14 protein-coding genes are annotated in these 15,054 nt (G+C 72.6%); 9 read left to right on the top strand and 5 right to left on the bottom strand.

The window, feature by feature from the left end:
* Positions 1–17 precede the first annotated feature (17 nt).
* Positions 18–2,981 carry a putative bifunctional diguanylate cyclase/phosphodiesterase gene (locus ER308_RS05545; RefSeq protein WP_131154058.1) on the top strand — a complete coding sequence of 988 codons (2,964 nt, stop codon included), beginning with the start codon at positions 18–20 and terminating at the stop codon, positions 2,979–2,981.
* A 66-nt stretch (positions 2,982–3,047) separates the two neighbouring features.
* On the opposite strand, the gene ER308_RS05540 is transcribed toward ER308_RS05545, so the two are convergent.
* Together ER308_RS05540 and trhA are read right to left on the bottom strand one after the other, a co-directional pair.
* Entirely contained in the window at positions 3,048–3,467 is a 420-nt protein-coding gene (locus ER308_RS05540) for a thioredoxin family protein (protein WP_131154057.1), read from the bottom strand.
* A gap of 113 nt (positions 3,468–3,580) precedes the next feature.
* On the bottom strand, positions 3,581–4,261 hold the full coding sequence (gene trhA / locus ER308_RS05535) for a PAQR family membrane homeostasis protein TrhA (protein ID WP_131154056.1): 681 nt from the start codon (positions 4,259–4,261) through the stop codon (positions 3,581–3,583).
* A 210-nt stretch (positions 4,262–4,471) separates the two neighbouring features.
* Between trhA and ER308_RS05530 the strand changes: the two genes are divergently transcribed.
* Genes ER308_RS05530 through ER308_RS05520 form a run of 3 tightly spaced genes read left to right on the top strand, consistent with a single transcriptional unit; the run spans position 4,472 to position 7,041 of the window.
* On the top strand, positions 4,472–5,251 hold the full coding sequence (locus tag ER308_RS05530) for an enoyl-CoA hydratase/isomerase family protein (protein ID WP_131154055.1): 780 nt from the start codon (positions 4,472–4,474) through the stop codon (positions 5,249–5,251).
* 27 nt (positions 5,252–5,278) lie between these two features.
* Entirely contained in the window at positions 5,279–6,193 is a 915-nt protein-coding gene (locus tag ER308_RS05525) for a class I SAM-dependent methyltransferase (protein WP_131154054.1), read from the top strand.
* Positions 6,190–7,041, top strand: coding sequence for an acyltransferase (locus ER308_RS05520; protein WP_165491843.1), 852 nt, complete (start codon positions 6,190–6,192; stop codon positions 7,039–7,041). Before ER308_RS05525 ends, ER308_RS05520 begins: the two co-directional genes overlap by 4 nt.
* On the opposite strand, the gene ER308_RS05515 is transcribed toward ER308_RS05520, so the two are convergent.
* Together ER308_RS05515 and ER308_RS05510 are read right to left on the bottom strand one after the other, a co-directional pair.
* Positions 7,008–8,657 (bottom strand): 1,4-alpha-glucan branching protein domain-containing protein, encoded by a 1,650-nt coding sequence (locus tag ER308_RS05515; protein WP_131154052.1) that lies wholly within the window; start codon positions 8,655–8,657, stop codon positions 7,008–7,010. The genes ER308_RS05520 and ER308_RS05515 overlap by 34 nt on opposite strands.
* Positions 8,657–9,511 carry a class I SAM-dependent methyltransferase gene (locus ER308_RS05510; protein ID WP_131154051.1) on the bottom strand — a complete coding sequence of 285 codons (855 nt, stop codon included), beginning with the start codon at positions 9,509–9,511 and terminating at the stop codon, positions 8,657–8,659. The genes ER308_RS05515 and ER308_RS05510 overlap by 1 nt, the downstream gene beginning before the upstream one ends.
* Before the next feature lie 304 nt (positions 9,512–9,815).
* Here ER308_RS05510 and ER308_RS05505 point away from each other — a divergent pair, with 304 nt between their 5' ends.
* The 4 genes from ER308_RS05505 to ER308_RS05490 are packed head-to-tail and all read left to right on the top strand — an operon-like array spanning position 9,816 to position 13,336.
* Positions 9,816–10,607: an electron transfer flavoprotein subunit beta/FixA family protein gene (locus tag ER308_RS05505; protein WP_131154050.1), complete on the top strand. Its 792-nt coding sequence runs from the start codon at positions 9,816–9,818 to the stop codon at positions 10,605–10,607.
* A gap of 60 nt (positions 10,608–10,667) precedes the next feature.
* Positions 10,668–11,642: an electron transfer flavoprotein subunit alpha/FixB family protein gene (locus ER308_RS05500; RefSeq protein ID WP_131154049.1), complete on the top strand. Its 975-nt coding sequence runs from the start codon at positions 10,668–10,670 to the stop codon at positions 11,640–11,642.
* 39 nt (positions 11,643–11,681) lie between these two features.
* Entirely contained in the window at positions 11,682–12,176 is a 495-nt protein-coding gene (locus ER308_RS05495) for a GNAT family N-acetyltransferase (protein ID WP_131154048.1), read from the top strand.
* On the top strand, positions 12,173–13,336 hold the full coding sequence (locus tag ER308_RS05490) for a cysteine desulfurase family protein (protein ID WP_165491842.1): 1,164 nt from the start codon (positions 12,173–12,175) through the stop codon (positions 13,334–13,336). The genes ER308_RS05495 and ER308_RS05490 overlap by 4 nt, the downstream gene beginning before the upstream one ends.
* Before the next feature lie 124 nt (positions 13,337–13,460).
* Here the strand turns inward: ER308_RS05490 and ER308_RS05485 are convergent, their stop codons facing one another.
* The gene (locus tag ER308_RS05485; RefSeq protein ID WP_131154046.1) at positions 13,461–13,850 is read right to left on the bottom strand and encodes a globin; all 390 of its coding nucleotides are present in this window, start codon (positions 13,848–13,850) and stop codon (positions 13,461–13,463) included.
* 85 nt (positions 13,851–13,935) lie between these two features.
* On the opposite strand from ER308_RS05485, the gene mnmA reads away from it, so the two are divergent.
* The gene (mnmA, locus tag ER308_RS05480) at positions 13,936–15,036 is read left to right on the top strand and encodes a tRNA 2-thiouridine(34) synthase MnmA (RefSeq protein WP_131154045.1); all 1,101 of its coding nucleotides are present in this window, start codon (positions 13,936–13,938) and stop codon (positions 15,034–15,036) included.
* The last annotated feature ends 18 nt before the right edge of the window (positions 15,037–15,054 follow it).

The following is a 15,054-nucleotide window of genomic DNA, read 5'->3' as shown; positions in this document are numbered from 1 at the left end:
GCCGGACTGGACGCCGGGTGGCACATCCACCGGTGGGGTTCGCCTCGGGGCCTCGCGAGGTCAGCTCGGGGCGTCGGGAGGTCAGCGGCATCGCGACCCAGCTGGTCATCGCTGCGGTCCGGGAGCGGCTCGGGGAGGGCGGGGTGGCGAGCCTCCTCGACGAAGCCGCGCTGCCCTACGCGCGGGCCGCGCTGGATGACGAGGGCACGTGGATCGGGTTCGACGAGTTCGTCGGGCTCCTCGACGCCGCGGCGGGGTTGCTCGGCGGGGAGGGGGCGCTCGAGGACATCGGGGCGCGCATCGTCACGCTCCAGGTGGGCGCCACCACGCGCCTGTTCATGCGGACGCTCGGGACCCCGGAGCAGGCGTTCCGCAAGCTCCCGCAGGCCGCTTCCAAGATCACGAACGTCGTCGAGACCAACTGCCTGCGCGCGGACCGGGGTTGGGCGCAGATTCGCTTGTCCTACCGGGACGGTCGCGAGGGCCGCGCGACGTACAACCGCTTCGGCCAGGGCTTGCTGTCGGCAGTGCCCACCGTGTTCGGGTTACCCAGGGGTGACGTCACGGTGCATCCCGATCCGGAGGGGGATCCGCAGGCCTGGCTGGCCGAGGTGCGTTGGGAGCGCCGGTGGGCGCGCTTTTCGGGTCGACGGCTCCGGCGCCACTCGCGACTCGCGGCCGCCGAGAACGAGCGTGAGGCCCTGCTCGCCCGGCTGCACAACCTGCAACGCACCGCCGCGGACCTCGTCGCTCCCGGCGAGGTCGAGGCCGTGCTCCGTGCGCTCGTCGATCGCACGGCCGCGGGTCTCCAAGCGGCCTGGGCGGTGCTGGCGGTCGAGCTGCCGGGGGAGTCCTCTCCGCGTTCCTTCGCGACCGGCTTGGACGAGGAGGTGGCACGTCGGCGCGCCGAGGATCTGCTCGCCGGGCGGATCGAGCCCGGGCCCTCCCAACTCATCGCGGACGTGACGTCCGCCCAGGCCTACCGCGGCCGCCTGCTCGTCGGCCATCCCCCGGGCTTCGAGTTCTACTCGGGCGAGCAACAGCTGTTGGAGATGTACGCGCGCTTGTCGGCGACGGCGCTCGACACCGTGACAGCCTTGGCGGCAGCGCGCCGTGGTGAGCGCACCGCGACGGCGTTGCTCGATCTCGCCGGCGACCTCGTCGGCGTGGTGGACGCCGAGAACGTCGCGCGGCGCATCGCCCGCGCGGTCCTGCCGCTCACCGGATGCGACCAGTCCACCGTGTTCCTCCGCGATGCGGGGACGGGGGCGGGCGACGGCCGTCTGCGCCTCGTCGCCAGCCACGGGCTCGATGCGGCCGTGGCCGCCCGCACCTCGGGGTTCGAGCTCTCGGAGCGTGACACCCCGTTGGTCACCCGGGCGCTGATGGAGCAGCAGATGCAGCTCCACGACCGTGCCACCAGCGACGATCGCGTCATCGTGCGGGCGATGGAGCTCTTCGGAGCGGAGCGGATCGCGATCGTCCCCCTGCGCGGCGGCGGTGAGGTGTACGGCACGGTCGTGGCGGGCTGGCGCGACGGGCCGCCCTCGACGCCCGAACCCGATCTCGACGCGCGCTTGCACGGCCTCGCGGACCAGGGCACGACCGCACTGCGCAACGCGCAGCTGCACGAGGAGATCAGGTACCAGGCGTTGCACGACGGGCTCACCGGACTGCCGAACCGAGCGTTCTTCACCGAGCGCGTGGAGCAGGCCGTCGGGCGCACTCGGCGGGCGGGTGAGCAGGCCGCGGTGCTCTTCGTCGACCTCGACGACTTCAAGGCCGTGAACGACCGGTTCGGACACGAGGTGGGCGATGAGGTCCTGCGAGAAGTCGCCGTCCGGGTACGGCGCGTCGTTCGTGCCGCCGATGTCCCGTGCCGCCTCTCCGGGGACGAGTTCGCGGTGCTCCTCGACGGCATCGCGGACCCCGAGGAGCCCATCACCGTGGCCCATCGTCTGGTCGAGGCCCTCGGGGACGAGATCGTGTTGCGTGACCGTGTTCTGGCGCTGTCCGCGTCCGTGGGGGTGGCGCGCAGCGACACCCTGGACGACCCGAGCGGGCTGTTGCGCAATGCCGACGCGGCCATGTACGTCGCGAAGGCCGCCGGCAAAGGCACGGTGCGGGTGTTCGAGGAGCGAATGCGTGGCGAGGTGGTGCGGCGTCTGGAGCTCGCCAGCGACCTCGAGTACGCGGTGGATCGCGGTGAGCTGTGGCTGGCCTACCAACCGCTGGTGACCGTCGCGGACGGGCACGTCACGGGCGTGGAGGCCCTGCTGCGCTGGGATCATCCGCGACTCGGGCGCATCGGACCGAACGAGTTCATCCCCGTCGCCGAGGAGACCGGTGCGATCGTGTCCATCGGCCGGTGGGTCCTGGAGCAGGCCTGCGCCCAGGTGCAGGACTGGAACGAGCGGCGGGCCGGCGCGCCGCTCGACCTCGCGGTCAACGTCGCCGGTCGGCAGCTGGCCGAGGCGTCGTTCGTCGACGACGTCGGCGCGGCACTCTCGGAATCGGGCCTCGATGTCCAGCGGCTGATCCTCGAACTGACCGAACGGGTCGAACCCGAGGCGCTCGGAGTGGCTGCCGAGACGCTCCGGGCATTGGAAGCGCTCGACGTGCGCCTTGCGATCGACGACTTCGGAGCCGGCTACGCGGGACTCTCATACCTGCGCCAACTGCGTCCCAACGTGCTCAAGATCGACGCGGGGGTGCTGCGCGCCGCGGCCGAGATCACCGGCAACGATGAGCGGGAGCTCCTCAAGGGGATCGTCGCCCTCGCGGAGAGCCTGCACCTGCGCACGGTGGCCGAGGGGGTCGAGCAATCCGCCGATCTCGACCGTCTGCGCGACCTCGACTGCGATCTGGCGCAGGGCGACTTCTTCGCGTACCCCCAGGAAGCCGCACAGCTCGAGCCCATGGTGCTGGGTGAGGAGGGGCTCCCCCGGGAATCGACCCTGGCGACGACCGCCAGCGGCTGACGCGCTCGTTTCCGTGCACGGGCGGGGCCGAGGGGGAGCCGACCGCTCCCACGCGCGCTGCGGGGATTACCGCTCCGACGAGTCGGCCGCCTCGGCGTCGGTTTCGCCCGACTCGTCCTCGCCCGCCTCGCCCTCCTGGGCCAGCTCGGCGTGGATCTCCTCCATGTCGAGCTCCCGCACCTTCTCGAGCAGCTCGTCGATCGCCTCGCCCGGCAGCACCCCGGGCTGGCTGAAGACGACGACACCCTCCCGGATGGCCATCAGGGTGGGGATGGACTGGATCCCGAGCTCGGCCGCGAGCTGCTGCTCCGACTCCGTGTCGATGCGGCCGAACATGACGTCGGTGTGCCGCTCACTGGCTTCCTCGTAGATGGGGGCGAACTGGTGGCAGGGACCGCACCAGTCGGCCCAGAAGTCGAGGAGGAGGATGTCCTGCTCGCTGATCTGCTGTTCCAGATCCTGTGCGGTGAGTTCGACGGTCGCCACGGGCGACTCCTATCGGATGGGGACGGCGTGAACAACGCCCATGTCCCAGGCTGCCATTCCCACGCCACGGTGCCCGCACCGGCTCCCCGGCGCCGCCGAGCGCGCGAGCGCTGCTACAGCACGGCTCGGGCGACGACGACGAAGTGCGTCGCCACCGCGGCGAGCACGAGCAGGTGGAACGTCTCGTGGGCACCGAACACGCGTGGCCACGGGTCGGGCCGACCCCGAGCGTAGACCAGGGCCCCCACCGTGTAGAGGGCGCCGCCGGCTGCGAGGAGTGCCACGTCGAACGGGCCGAGCGCGGTCCAGAGAGCCGGCAACGCGAGGATCGCGACCCAGCCGAGGGCGATGTACGGCAGCGATCGCAGCCACCGCGGGCCGTCGACCTTCCAGTTGCGCACCGCGATGCCCGCCACCGCGCCGACCCACACGGCGGCCAACAGGGCCGCGCCCGCCGTGCCCCCGAGGGCGTGCCCGGCGATCGGGGTGTACGTTCCGGCGATCGCGAGGAAGATGCACGAGTGGTCGAGGCGCTTCAGCCGGCGACGTGCCTCGGGCGACCACATGGGGACGTGGTAGAGGGCGCTCGCGCCGAGCATCGCCGTCACGCCCGCGATGTAGACCGCGAACAGCAACCCTGCCGAGCGGTCACTGGCGAGAAGCAGAACCGGTACGCCGGCTGCGACCACCGCCGGCGCGCCGACCAGGTGCAGCCACCCCCGCAGCAGCGGCTTGGGAGGCGGTGCGACCGCAGTCGCAGGTGTCGGCGCGGGCGTGGTGATGGATCGGGTCACGAGTGGTCCTTCGGGCTGCCGACGGCGAACCTACGGAAGCGTAGGTTACGCTCCAGTAGCCTACGGTAGCGTAAGTTCGGTCGGCCAGCGGCGACACCGCGCGGCGGGCGTCCCGCCCGTCCTGCCCGCTGGCTGCTCTGCCCGCCCTGGCCGTTGCGCGCCGGCCCTCTAGACTCGACGGTCGAGCCGAATCTCCCGAAGGGGGCCTGCGTGAGCGAGTTCGTGACCGTCGAGACCAACACCGATGGGGTCGCCACGATCCGGCTCGACCGCCCCCCGGTGAACGCTCTCTCCCCCGAGGTCTGGGAGCAGTTGGGCGCGGCGGCCCGCCGTTGCGCCGAGGACGATGCCGTGGGCGCCGTCGTCGTGACGGGTGGGCCGAAGGTGTTCGCCGCCGGGGCCGACATCAGGGAGATGTCGCAGGTGCCGTTCACCCAGCAGTTCAAGGACGCGGGTCGCCTGCAGGAGGCGGTGGCCGCGCTCGCGCGTCTGCCCAAGGTGACCGTCGCGGCGATCGCGGGCTACGCGCTGGGAGGCGGGTGCGAGGTCGCGCTGGCGTGCGATTTCCGCGTGGCCGCGGATTCGGCGAAGCTCGGTCAACCCGAGATCCAGCTCGGCCTCATCCCCGGAGCGGGCGGCACGCAGCGGCTCGCCCGGCTCGTCGGCGTCCAGCAGGCCAAGCGACTCGTGTACTCCGGCGACATGGTCACCGCGGAAGAGGCTTGCGAGATCGGCCTCGTCGATCGCGTGGTCGAAGCCGAGGAGCTGCAGGAGGCCGCTGACGCGGAGGCGGGCCGCTACGCCCATGGGCCGTACGCGTTGCGGATGGCCAAGCGGGCGATCGACGAGGGCGTCGAGCAGGACCTCGACAGCGCACTGCGGCTGGAATCCAGCCTCTTCGCGGCGACGTTCGCGACCGAGGACGCGCAGATCGGCATGCGGTCCTTCCTCGAGCACGGGCCCGGTCAGGCCCGCTTCACCGGCCGATAGTCGACGCCCCCCGGCGGGACGCACCGGATGGACATCAAGACCAAGCAGGTCGTGTACCACGACTGGGAGGCCGACCACTACGACGAGAAGTGGTCGATCTCCTTCGACGATCGCTGCATCAGCTACGTCGCGGATCGTTTCCGGACCGCCGCCCCTGAGCCGGACGGTCCGTACGATGCTGCGCTCGAGGTGGGCTGCGGCACGGGCTTCTTCGTGTTGAACCTCGCGCAAGCCGGCATCGTGCGCCGCGCGACGGTGACCGACGTGAGCCCGGAGATGGTGCGAGCCTGCAAGACCAACGGGCAGCGACTCGGCATCGAGGTGGACGGTGGCCCCGCCGACGCGGAAGCACTGCCGTTCGATGACGCGTCGTTCGACCTCGTCGTGGGGCACGCGGTGGTGCACCACCTGCCCGATGTCGCCGCCGCCTTCCGCGAGTTCCGCAGGGTGCTCCGACCGGGCGGGCGGCTGGTCATCGCCGGGGAACCCACCCTGACCGGCGATCGCATCGCGGCGCAGTTCAAGCGTGTGGGGCGCGTGGGCGTGAAGCTCGCGGCCGTGGTCGCCGGTGCCGAGCGAGTGCTCGCCGATCCCGCGCACGTCTCGACCGTCGAGGACGCGCGTGCCGCGGCGCTCGAATGGGAGGTGGACCTGCACTGCTTTCGTCCGGACGAGCTGGAGGCCCACGCGCGTGCTGCGGGCTTCGAGGACGTGCGCAGCGAGACCGAGGAACTCACCGCGAACTGGCTGGGGTGGGTCGCACGGACCGTCGAGGGGATGGTGGGCGCTCAACGCCTCGGTCCGCGCTACGCCTGGACCGTCTATCGGGCGTGGCAGCACCTCTTCGCGTTCGATCAGCGCGTCGCCGCCCGCGTCGTGCCGAAGGCCGCCTTCTACAACTGTCTGGTGACCGGGATCGCCGGAGGCGAGCGCGCCGGATGATGGAGGCCGACTGGCCGGACGCGTCGCCGACGGAGCGGCGGGACGTCGCCCGCGACCTCGCCCGGCGCCACCGTGAGCTGCTCGTCGCCGCCGCGACCGCGCGAGAAGGGTTGCGGCGCGCCGAGGCCATCGCCGCGGCCGACGATCCCGACCGCCCCGGGCCCCCGCCCGGTCCGCGGCTGCCCCAGCGGCACTGGCGACGGGCCGTCCGGTTCGCCGTCGAGCACCGGATGTTCACCCCGCAGCATCTGGCCCAGTACGCGAGGTTCCTCACGGCTCGGCTCCGCCACCCCACGATCCAGTGGCAGGGCGCCGCGTTCCTCGGCCGCCGGGTCGAGCTCCGACAGCGCCGCGGCCGCAGTCGGCTCGTCCTGGGACCCTGGTGTTGGCTCGGCGACCGGACCGCGCTGCGTGCGCACGAGGGGGAGCTCCGCCTCGGGACGAAGGTCGTGCTGGGGCGCGGCAACGTGGTCAACACCTACCTCGACGTGGAGATCGGCAGCGACAGCCTGCTGTCGGACTGGATCTACGTGACCGACTTCGACCACCGCCACGAGCGCCTCGACGTGCCCATACGCCAGCAGGGCATCGCCAAACGTCCGGTGCGGATCGGCGAGGACGTCTGGGTGGGCGAGAAGGCCTCGATCCTGCGAGGCGCCGACATCGGGTCGGGCAGCGTGATCGGCAGCCAGACCGTGGTGAACCGGCGCATCCCGCCCTATGCCATCGCGGTGGGGGTGCCCGCCCGGGTGGTGCGCAGCCGCCTGCCCGCCGGCATGACCGCCGAGGAGGCGAACGATCTCCGCCGCCGTGGTCAGTCCATCCCCGGCGACCCACTGGACGGCTGAGACCCGGCAGCTCCCGCGGCGCGGGCCACCGGGGGCCCGTCGACGTGCTCGAGTTCCGGGAGGGCCTCGCCCCGGAGGGCGGACGCGAAGCGGGCGTGGTGCGTGAGTGCTCGCTGGCGGCCGTACCGGGCGGTCGTGCCGTGGCTCACCATGAAGGGCCAGTCGCTCGCTTCGAGCAGCTCGAGCTGTCGTGCGCACACCTCTCGGCGTCGGCCGCCGGGGACCCCCGCGAACGCGCGCTGTGCATCTTCCACGCGCTCCCAGAGATCCCGCGTCTCGGGGGTGGCCCACGCCGCGTGTCGCTTGCCCGCGCCCCACGAGGACTCCGGCAGGTCCAGGCGTGGCGCTGCCGCACCCCGCCCGAGGTGTCCCGCGAGGGAGGTCGGGCGCAGGGTGGGGTCGTCGACGAGTCCGCGGAGCACGCGCTCGAGCCAGACCGGCCCTTCGTGCCACCAATGCCCGAACAGCTCGGTGTCGTACGCGGCGACGACGATCCCGTCTCTGCCCTCCGCGTACCGACGGAGCAGCCGTAGGAACTCGTCCGCGTGGGCGATCGCTCGCTCGCGCGCGGCCACGGGGTCGTACGGTTCTTTGCCGCCTGCGGCGCGCCCGTCGTCACCCGCGAAGCGCGGCCCGGTGACGCGCCAGGTCTTGAAGCCGCCCTCGAGGTCGCGCGCGTGGAAGTCCCGGTACGCGGGGTCCGCGGGATATCCGCCGACGGGGCTCCACACGGCGTAGCTCACGGGCAGATTGCGGCCGAAGGCGAGGACGTCGCTGGTGCCGATGCGCACCGGGCCGTCGACCGCGTCCAGCGACCATCCGGGGGCTGGCAGCGTCGCCCCGACCCGCGACCAGTCGCGGGGAGCGGCGCCGGCCCCCTCCGCGAGGGTCGGCCCGTCGAGGACCACGTGGTCGATCCCGACCTCCTCCCAGAGGGCCTCCAGGCCGGGGAGGTCGACGCCTTTCCCCGGCAACCGCAGGCTTCCGTCCGACTGCCTGCCCACCGCTACCCGCGCGGGGTCGTCGACGTCCCCTGCGGGCCGGTAGCCGAGCTCCGGTGGCCACATTCCTCGGGCTGCCAGTCCGAAGCGGGCGCGGTGGGCGGTGAGCCCGTCGGCGAGCTGCGCCCTCGCGCGATCGAGGTCGGCGTGCAGGGGCAGGTAGGGATGGGTCGCGGGTCCGCCGAGGAGCTCGATGACGCCGGTCTCGGCCAGGGTGGCGAACGGTCGCACGAGGCCGTCACGCCGGACGCGCCCCTCGACCAACTCGTGGGTGCGCTGCCAGCGGCGCCACTCGTGGCGCCACGCGCCGTGCAGCCGCCCTCGGTCGGTCGCGCCGTACCGCCCGATGGTCCACTGCAGGTCGATCAGCCGTCGGCCGGTCCAGCCGCGCAGCTCGTCGATCACGTAGGGGTCCGCGAGCTGCTCGGCCAGCACGGGCGTCACGCCCACGGTGGCCAGATCCCGGTGACCGGCCGAGGCGAGCCGCTCGAGCACCTCGAGCACCGGCAGGTACGACTCGGTGACGGCTTCGTGGAGCCACTGCTCGCCCACGGGGAAGGCGCCGTTGCGGGCCAAGCGGGGCAGGTGGGTGTGCAGTACGAGCGCGACGTCCATCAGTGCGCCACCGCGACGCTCCGACCCGGGGCGGTGCCACGTGCCGTCGCGACGGCCACGAGGTCGAGCGACTCCGTGGGAGGACGGGCCCGCGAAGGTGGTCCCGGGACGAAGTCCTCGGGTCGTGTTCGCGTGACGGCTCGGTGCAGCCACCGCGGCCAACGATCGGGGGATCGATCGGCCTGGGCCGTCGGCAGCGTCGTCCGGTGCAGTCGCTCCACGCGGCGCAGGCGTCGACCGTGCCAGACCCCCCAGAGCCGCACGGACGCGAAGTGACGGGTCAGGCGCTCGTGCAGCTCCGGCGGTGCGAACTCGATCGTGTGGAACGGATCCTCCGGCTCGTCCTGGTGAGGGGTGAAGGTGCGTCGGTTGGGGGTGAGGACCGCGAGCGTCCCACCGGGTGCGAGCACGCGTCGGACCTCGCGCAGCCAGCCATCCACGTCCCACAGATGCTCGATGACCTGCGAGGCCACCACCGCGCCGAACGCGTCGTCGGCGAACGGGCTGTTGGTGACCTCGGCGGTGCAGAACTCGGCGAGCCGGCCGTAGGCCGTTGTCGCGTGGGCGATGGAGGCGGGATCGAGGTCGACGCCCACGACCGCCCGGCGCGCCCGGTGCGATCGGGCCAGCAGGGCGCTCCCGAAGCCCTCGCCGCAGCCCGCGTCGAGCAGCCGCTGCGGACGCCGCGTGTCGGGCACGTCGATGAGCGCGTCGGCGAGGGCATAGCCGGCGACGTGACGGGCGAACCAGTACCGCTCCTGGGAGACCCCCGGCAGCGTGCGCTCACCGGTGAGGGGCAGGGGATGGCCCTCGTCGCGCCACCAGTCCGGCCACGAGCGCACGATCGAGGACATCGGGTGGCGAGGCTAGCAGCCGGTCGATCGGCGCCCGGCCGTTCCTCTGGAGCCACTGGCGGGCGGCCCGTCTGGCGTCCCGCGCGCGGACGTGAGAACGTACTCGGGGGCAGCGCACCCGGTCGTTCGGTGGCTCGTCGCGCCGACAGCATGTTACCGTGGAGTAACAAATTGAGCGTCGAACCGCCGAGGCGATCGTCGCCGGCAGGCACCGGACTGCGGGCCGCCCCCGGTGGCACCAACCCGTCGCACCCGACATCACAGCCCCGCACCCCGATCCGACGAGGACGTGTCAGGAGGCACCGTGAGGATCATCTGCCCGGTCAAGCGCGTACCGGACACCGCGGCCGACAAGAAGATCGACGAGTCCACCTGGACGGTCGATCGTGACGCCTCGGAGCCCGTGCTCAACGCGAACGACGAGTGGGCCATCGAAGAGGCGATGCGCATCAAGGAGCGCACCGACGACACCGAGGTCGTCGCCCTCAACATGGGCCCCGACAGCGCCCAGCAGATCATCCGCAAGGCCTTGTCCTACGGGCTCGACGGCGCGCTCCAGGTCACCGACGAGCAGATCGAGGGCTCGGATGCCCTGGCGACCGCGCGCGTCCTCGCCAAGGCCCTGGAGGGGGAATCGTTCGACCTGGTGCTCATGGGCAACCAGTCGTCCGACGCTCGGACCACGCTGGTGCCGGCGATGCTCGCGGAGTTCCTCGGACTGCCGGCGCTGACGTTCGCGAAGTACCTCGAGGTCGACGGCGACCAGGTGCTCGCCCACCGTGAGACGGCCAGCGGCCACGTCGCCGTGAAGGCCACCGCACCGGCCGTCGTGAGCGTCGTCGAGGCGATCAACGAGCCGCGGTACCCCAGCTTCAAGGGGATCATGGCCGCGAAGAAGAAGCCGCTCGAGCAGCGTGACCTGGCGACGCTCGGGCTCGACGCGAGCGAGGTCGGCCAGCAGGGCGCGTCGACCAAGGTGGTCGACATCAGCCCCAAGCCCCCGAAGGAGGCGGGCCAGAAGGTCGAGGACGACGGATCGGGCCAGGTGGGGGCGCAGTCGCTCGTCGAGTGGCTCGCCGAGCAGAAGCTCGTCTAGCCCCTGCCCGACGCGGTCCTCAGCCACGACACCGACACCCCGGTTCCCAAGGAGCACGCGATGCCCGAAACCCTCGTCCTGGTCGACCACGACGCAGGCGCCCCGAAGAAGGTCTCCAACCAGATCCTCACCGCCGCTCGGCAGCTCGGCGCTGGCGGCGTGGCCGCAGCGCTCCTCGGCCCCGGCGCGAGCGACGCGGCGGAGAAGGTGGGTGCCTTCGGCGCTGACACGGCCTACACCTGGGACGATCCCGACGCGCAGCAGTACGACACCGAGCCCGAGACCGCGGCGCTGGTGGCCGCGATCGAATCGTCGGGCGCGTCGATCGTCCTCTACCCGGCGGACCCCTTCATCACCGACATCGTCGCGCGAGCCGCCGTGCGGACCGGCGGTGGCGTGATCGGTGACGCGACCGACCTCGAGCTGGACGATGACCGGGTCGTCGCCACGAAGGCGATCTTCGGCGGCGACATGATCAGCCGCTGCCACGTCGTCGGGGACCGGCCGCAGTTCATCGGCGTCAAACCGAACGCGTTCTCGGCCGAGGAGGGCGGGGACGGGTCCGCCCAGGTCGTTCCGCTCGACGTGAGCCTGCCCGAGACCGCGCGCCGCGCCGAGATCGTCGAGGTGCACGAGGAGGAGTCGGGCGGCCGGCCCGAGATGACCGAGGCCTCCATCATCGTGACGGGGGGACGAGGGCTCGGGGACGCCTCCGGGTTCGAGACGATCGAGCAGCTCGCCGACACGCTCGGCGCGGCGGTGGGTGCCAGCCGCGCCGCCACCGACGCCGGCTGGTACCCCCATCAGCACCAGATCGGCCAGACCGGCAAGACCGTCGCGCCCGGGCTCTACATCGGGTGCGGGGTCTCGGGAGCGATCCAGCACCGCGCGGGTATGCAGACCAGCCAGCGGATCGTCGCGATCAACAAGGACGCGGAGGCGCCGATCTTCTCGATCGCGGACTTCGGGGTGGTGGGCGATCTCTACAAGGTGATCCCGCCGCTGATCGAGGAACTCGAGAAGCGGCAGCAGTAGGCCCGACGCGGGACCGCCGGCCGTGTCATGCTTGCCGCGATGCGGATCCGCCCGGTGGCCCCCAACGAGCACGACGCCGTCGGTGAGCTGACCGTCGCGGCGTACGCGACACTCGGCGAGCCGCTCGGCGACTACGCCGGGGTGCTCCGTGACGTGGCCGCGCGCGCCGAGGCCTGCGAGGTGATCGTGGCCGAGGAGGGCGGAACCTTGCTCGGGACCGTCACCTACATCCCGGGGCCGGGGCACTTCGCCGAGTGGGACGATCCCCGCGCGGCCGGGATCCGCTTCCTCGCGGTCGACCCGGCGATCCGCCGCCGGGGCGTCGCCGAGGCGCTCGTGCGGTGGTCGCTCGCGCGCGCTCGCGACGAGGGTTGGGCGCGGTTCGTCCTGCACACCACCGACTGGATGCACGCCGCGCACCGTCTGTACGAGAAGCTGGGGTTCGAGCGCGCCCCCGAGCTCGACTGGGAACCCGAGCGCACGGTGAAGCTGCTCGGCTACCGCACCGACCTCGACTCGAGGATCAGCTCGTGATCTATCTCGACCACGCCGCCACGACCCCGCTCTCGTCCGAGGCGCTCGACGCGATGCGCCCCCACCTGGTGGAGGGTCCCGCCGGTCACGCGGCGAACGCCTCGTCGACGCACGGGGTCGGACGGCAGGCCCGCGCGGCGGTCGAGGCCGCCCGCGACCGGGTGGCGGGGGCGTTGGGCGTCCCAGCCCTCGACGTCCTGTTCACCTCCGGCGGCACCGAGGCCGACAACCAGGCCGTGCTGGGGATCGCCCGGGCCGCGCGCCACGCCGGACGCGGCGCGCACCTGGTGACCACGGCGATCGAGCACCACGCGGTGCTCGACCCCGCTCGCTGGCTCGCCCAGCGCGAGGGCTTCGACCTCGACGTGGTGGCGCCCGAGCCCGACGGCGTCGTCGACCCCGATCGGCTCCTCGCTCACGTGCGCGGGGACACCGTCCTCGTGTCGGTCATGGCCGCGAATAACGAGCTCGGGACGATTCAGCCGCTCGAGACGCTCGGACCCGCCCTCGCCGAGCGGGGCGTCCCCCTGCACACCGACGCGGTCCAGGCCTTCGGGCGGATGCCCCTCGATGTCGAGGGATGGGGGTTGGCCGCGCTGAGCCTGAGCGCCCACAAGTTCGGGGGTCCTCAGGGCGTCGGCGTGCTCGTGCTGCGCCGCGACGTGCCGGCGGACCCGGTGCTGCTCGGCGGTGGCCAGGAACGCGGCGTGCGCTCGGGCACGCTCAACGTCGCGGGGATCGTGGGCTGCGGCGCGGCCACCGCGGCGGCGGGCAAGCGGATGGACGACGAGGTCCCACGCCTCGCGAGCCTCGGCCGACGCCTGCGGGAGGGGTTGACGAGCCTCGACGGCGTGACGCTCAACGGCTGCCCCGACCGCCGGCTGCCCCACAACGCGAACGTGGCCGTCGAGGGCTGTGACGGCGAGGCGCTCCTCTTCGCGCTGGATCAGGCCGGCGTCGCGGTGTCGGCGGGCTCCGCGTGCCAGTCCGGTGCGGCCGCCGCCAGCCACGTGCTCGAGGCCATCGGCGCCCGCGCGGACGCGGCCCACGTGCGCCTCACCGCCGGGGCCACCACCACAAGCGACGACGTGGAGGCCGCGCTCACGCGCACTCGTGACGCGATCGAGCGGCTCCGCGGCGGCGGCGGGGGCTACGTCTGACACCGCCCGCTCGTGAGCGGGCCGGGTCGTGTTCTACGGTGTCCTCACCGTGATTCGGCGCTTGCAACGAGGCCGGGGCCACGGTGGACCGAGCCACCGGAGGTCGGCCGGACCGTCCAGCGGGTCAGCGGTTTCGCATCGCCTCCGCGGCCATCGTGAGGTACTCCCACAACACCGCGTCGTGCTCGGGGTCGAGGCCCACCTCGTCCATGGCGGCGCGCATGCGGGCGAGCCAGGCGTCGCGCTCGGCCTCCCCGATCGCGAACGGGGCGTGCCGCATACGCAGCCTGGGATGCCCGCGCCATTCGTCGTAGGTCCGTGGCCCGCCCCAGTACTGCATCAGGAACAGCGTGAGCCGCTCCCGCGCACCCTCGAGGTCGTCGGAGGGATAAAGCGGGGCGAGGACCGGGTCGTCGGGCACGCCCGCGTAGAAGCGGTCGACGATCGCGCGGAACGTCGGCTCGCCTCCGACCCGCTCGTAGAAGGTCTCCTGGGGCGTCTCCAATGGTTTCATCGACCCCCATGGTCGCACTCGTGCCGGACGTTGGCCGCCCCGCCGGGGGAGTCGAGGGACCGCGGTGCCCGATACCGTGGGCGGCATGCGCGTGCTCGTGGCGATGAGCGGTGGCGTCGACTCGTCGATGACCGCCGCACTGCTCCAGGACGCCGGCCACAACGTGACCGGCGTGCACCTCAAGCTGGCCGACACCCCCTCGGGGCTGCCCGGCAAGGGCTGCTGCACGCTCGACGACGCGCGGGACGCCCGGCGCGTGGCGGACCTGCTCGGCATCGACTTCTACGTGTGGGATCTGTCGGCGGCGTTCCAGGAGCGCGTCGTCGAGGACTTCGTCGCCGAGTACGCCTCCGGTCGCACGCCGAACCCGTGCATCCGCTGCAACGAGCGGGTGAAGTACACCGCGCTGCTCGAGCGGGCCACCGCCGTCGGGTTCGACGCGCTCGCGACCGGCCACCACGTGCGCTTGCGTCACGAGGGTGGCCGCTACGTGGTGCGCCGCGCCGCGGACCGGGGCAAGGACCAGACCTACGTCCTCTACATGGCGACGCAGGCCCAGCTCGGGCGCACGTTCTGGCCGGCCGGCGAGCACACGAAGGACGATCTGCGCGCGATGGCGGCCGAGCGAGGCCTCGTGACGGCCTCCAAGCCCGACAGCCACGACATCTGCTTCATCCCGTCGGGTGACCTCGCGGGGTTCCTCCGCCCCCGGCTGGGCGACCGCTCGGGACCGATCATCGGGCCCGACGGCACCGAGCTGGGCCGACACGACGGGGCGTACCGCTTCACGATCGGTCAGCGGCGGGGCCTCGGGATCTCGGGGCTGGGCGAGCCCCACTACGTCACCGCGATCGACGGGGACACCGTCCACGTGGGCCCGCGTGAGCACCTCGCCGCGCCGGTGATCGACGCCGAGCAGGTCTCCTGGGTCGCGGGGGAGGCACCGAGCCCCGCGGAGCTCGCATCGGCTCGGCTGGGCGCCCAGGTCCGGTATCGCGGCCAGCCGCTGGCGTGCGTCGCGGAGCTCGACGCCGACGGTGGTTTGCGGATCCGCTTCCCCGACGAGGTTCCCGACGGGGTGGCCCCAGGTCAGGCCGTGGTGCTGTACCGGGGGGACGAGGTGCTCGGCGGCGCGACCATCACCGGCACCCACGCGGAGCTACCCGCGCCCGCATTGCCGTCCTGACCGGCGACGCGCCGGGGC

This window comes from Egibacter rhizosphaerae (assembly GCF_004322855.1).
In the GTDB taxonomy this organism is placed as follows: domain Bacteria; phylum Actinomycetota; class Nitriliruptoria; order Euzebyales; family Egibacteraceae; genus Egibacter; species Egibacter rhizosphaerae.
Note: the sequence above shows the minus strand (reverse complement) of the source record. Positions and strands in the feature narration are given on the sequence as shown.

Excerpts from the sequence above, each read along its gene's own strand:
- ER308_RS05525 (WP_131154054.1), top strand. The coding sequence starts at position 5,279 with ATGGACATCAAGACCAAGCAGGTCGTGTACCACGACTGGGAGGCCGAC.
- ER308_RS05520 (WP_165491843.1), top strand. The coding sequence starts at position 6,190 with ATGATGGAGGCCGACTGGCCGGACGCGTCGCCGACGGAGCGGCGGGAC.
- ER308_RS05515 (WP_131154052.1), bottom strand. The coding sequence starts at position 8,657 with ATGGACGTCGCGCTCGTACTGCACACCCACCTGCCCCGCTTGGCCCGC.
- ER308_RS05510 (WP_131154051.1), bottom strand. The coding sequence starts at position 9,511 with ATGTCCTCGATCGTGCGCTCGTGGCCGGACTGGTGGCGCGACGAGGGC.
- ER308_RS05500 (WP_131154049.1), top strand. The coding sequence starts at position 10,668 with ATGCCCGAAACCCTCGTCCTGGTCGACCACGACGCAGGCGCCCCGAAG.
- ER308_RS05495 (WP_131154048.1), top strand. The coding sequence starts at position 11,682 with ATGCGGATCCGCCCGGTGGCCCCCAACGAGCACGACGCCGTCGGTGAG.
- ER308_RS05485 (WP_131154046.1), bottom strand. The coding sequence starts at position 13,850 with ATGAAACCATTGGAGACGCCCCAGGAGACCTTCTACGAGCGGGTCGGA.
- mnmA (WP_131154045.1), top strand. The coding sequence starts at position 13,936 with ATGCGCGTGCTCGTGGCGATGAGCGGTGGCGTCGACTCGTCGATGACC.